Raw genomic sequence first — 2,924 nt, 5'->3', positions numbered from 1 at the left:
CCCTGCTCGACGAGCGCGACGAGCTCCTGAAGCTCCGCGTACCGCCCGACGATGTTGCCGACGAAGGAGAACTCGCCGTTCACCAGCGCCTGCGACGGCTCGTGGACGTGCCCGCCGTAGCCGATGACGTGGTGGTCGCCGCCGCCGGCGGTGATGTCCGGCGCGTAGGCGGTCGTCACGTCCTCGCCGACGAAGTCGAGCACCTGCGCGGCGCCCGTGCCGTCGGTGATCCCCGCTATCTCGGCCGCCACGTCGGCCTCGCTCGGGTTCACCAGGTGGTCCGCGCCGTAACTGTTCGCCAGGTTCAGCGCCGACTCCTTCAGGTCGACGGCGGTGATCTTTGCCGCGCTCATCGCGTTCAGGCACTGGAGCCCGATGTGACCGAGCCCGCCGACGCCGATGACGACGGCGTGGTCGCCGGGGTTCAGCTCCGCGACCGCCTTCTTGGCCGCGTGGTACGCGGTGATGCCGGCGTCCGCGTGCGGCGCGATGTCGATCGGTTCGACCCCGCTCGGCAGCGGGATGACCGCTCGTTCGCTGGTGTGGAGATACTCGGCGAAGCCGCCGTCGTGAGTCAGCCCGTTGAACGCGCTGTTCTCGCAGTGCATCGTCTCGCCGAGCCGGCAGGGGCGACAGGTCCCGCAGGTCTGTACCGGGTGGCAGATCACCGGGTCGCCGGCGGAGACGATCTCGACGTCCTCGCCCGTTTCGACGACCGTCCCCGCGTTCTCGTGGCCCAGCGTCAGCGGCAGTTCCTGCGGGACGTACTCGGCCCACATCCCCTCGATGATGTGGTTGTCCGTCTGGCACCAGCCCGCGCCCTCGACCTCGACGACGACGTCGTCCGGCCCCGTCGCCGTCGGCCGGTCGACCTCGTCGATGGTGAGCCCCTCGCGCATGTCGTCGGTGTACTCGTGGAGTCTGGCTGCTTCCATGTGGGAACGGTTCGCACCGCGTGAATCATAAACGTTCGTTATAGTCTCTCGCCCGACGAGAGAGCGAGGAGATCCACGTCGCCGGCGGTGGGGTTCACCCGTGACACCCTCGGCGAGGCGCTCCCGTGTTTGTCCGGTGCTGTACGCACGGCGGGGCAGAAGCGCTCACAACAGCCGGCGGAACTCGCCGAGCGGCGGGAACCGGAGGGCCTCTCCCGCGTCGCCCGCATCCGCACCGCGGCCCGAGCCCTCCGACGGGGAGTCGACCACGACCGGCGCGAGGCGGTCCGCGTCAGTCACGAGCGGGGAGTCGAACGCGTCGGTGCGCATGTCGTTGACCGCCACGCCCGGCGCGAGGCGGGTGAACGCGGGCAACACGAGGAGGTCGGCCCCGCGGTACGTTCCGGGGCCGCGGAGGAAGCAGGGCCGGCGGTCGCCCTCGATCTCGATCGTCGGGTGGACGTGGCCGATCACGTAGCGGTCGGCGTCGGTCGAGGGCGCCTCGTGCCCGTGACAGACGACCGTTCTCGCGACGTGCGTGGCGTCGGCGTCCCGGTCGCCGCTCTCGCTCAGAACGAGCTCCTCGCGGGCCCGCCCGTCCCAGCGGCTCGGCAGGGCGGTGTCGTGGTTGCCGGCGACGAGTTCGAGGGCGGCGCCGCGCGTCTCGCATGCGTCGCGGAGGGCGTTCAGTGTGCCGAGGGTCCTGTCCGTGACTCGGTCGAAGGTGTGGACCACGTCGCCGGCGACGGCCACGGTTCCGGGATCGAACCGGTCGAGGAGGGTGCCGAGCCGGTCAGTGAGGTCCGCGCGCTCGCCGAGCGGGAGCGAGACGGCGGACGCCTCGCCGCGGCCAACGTGGAGGTCGGCGACGACGAGGGCGTCGGCTCCCGGGAGGTAGACAGCGCGGTCCGCGAACGTCGGCCCCGACTCGTGGGCGCGGTCGCTCACCGCCCGTACCCGGACGAGCGCTCGCGGCGACGGCCCGCGTCGCGGTCCGCGTCGCCGCCGCCCGGGCTCGGTCCGCCGTCCGCGTGGTTGCGGGCGGTCGCGTACGCCTCGCGGACACGGCGGAACGACTCCTCGTCACCGCCCTGGTCCGGGTGCGTCTCCTTGACGCGCTCGCGGTACGCGCCCTTCACCGCGTCGACGTCGGCGTCGCGGTCGAGGCCGAGCTCGTCGAACGCGTCGCCGACGGGGTCCGCGCGGCCGGCGCGGCCGCGAGCGGTCGAGCGCCCGGCGGCCCGGTCGGCGCCGAATCGCCCGCCGAAGCCGCCGGCGCCGGACCGGCCGCCGTCCGAACCGGACGAGTCGTCGGTCGCCCAGTCGGGCTCGTCCACGTCGAACGGGAGCCGGCGACCGAGCCCGCGGCCGGGCATCTCGTGTTCACAGAGGACGGTGTAGACGCCCTCGCCCTCCAGCCGGAAGTAGTCGTGCGCGTCGAAGGTGATCGCGACCCCGCGGTCCGGGAGGTAGAAGGGGACCGACACGCCGTCGAACGCGTGGTCCTCGTCGAAGCGCTCGCCGGCGGCGTTCAGGTACGTCCGGATCTCGCGGCGGCGGCGGTCGTCGCCGGCGGCGCCGCGGCCGCCGGTCGACGCGGCGGGTGCCGGGACGAACCGGTCCCCGAGGTAGAACGCGAAGGCGACCACGGCGGTGGCGACCCCGCCGAGACCGACTCCCCAGAGGACCCACCGCGGCACCAGGCTCGTGAACTCGGCGAACACACCCGCCGTAGCGGCTCCGCGGTAATCAACCTCCCGCCGCCGGTCGGCGGCGACGCTCGGCGGTGACAGTCGGCGGCGGATCGCGAGGAGAAACGCGGTGAGGCGGTCGACCGACTCAGAGCATCCCTTTCGCGTCGAGCCCGTCGATGATGTCGTCGACGAGCGACTCGGCGTCGTCGTAGGGGAACTCCTGTTCGCTGCCGAGCTTCGCCGCCATCTCCATCGCGGTGAAGCTCACGTCGCCGGCCTCGAACTTCGTCGCCGG

General features: G+C 72.5%; 4 protein-coding genes. All 4 read right to left on the bottom strand.

Annotated elements, in window-relative coordinates:
• On the bottom strand, positions 1 to 935 hold a 935-nt coding region (locus B9G38_RS15725), incomplete at its 3' end, for an NAD(P)-dependent alcohol dehydrogenase (RefSeq protein ID WP_086221001.1).
• Between the two features lie 165 nt (positions 936 to 1,100).
• Positions 1,101 to 1,883: a metallophosphoesterase gene (locus B9G38_RS15720; RefSeq protein ID WP_086221000.1), complete on the bottom strand. Its 783-nt coding sequence runs from the start codon at positions 1,881 to 1,883 to the stop codon at positions 1,101 to 1,103.
• Positions 1,880 to 2,659: a J domain-containing protein gene (locus B9G38_RS15715; RefSeq protein WP_086220999.1), complete on the bottom strand. Its 780-nt coding sequence runs from the start codon at positions 2,657 to 2,659 to the stop codon at positions 1,880 to 1,882. Before B9G38_RS15715 ends, B9G38_RS15720 begins: the two co-directional genes overlap by 4 nt.
• 115 nt (positions 2,660 to 2,774) lie before the next feature.
• A partial coding sequence (locus B9G38_RS17945; protein ID WP_233127243.1) for an MTH865 family protein occupies positions 2,775 to 2,924 on the bottom strand: 150 nt, incomplete at its 5' end.

It is taken from the genome of Halorubrum sp. SD612, assembly GCF_002135005.1.
Note: the sequence above shows the minus strand (reverse complement) of the source record. Positions and strands in the feature narration are given on the sequence as shown.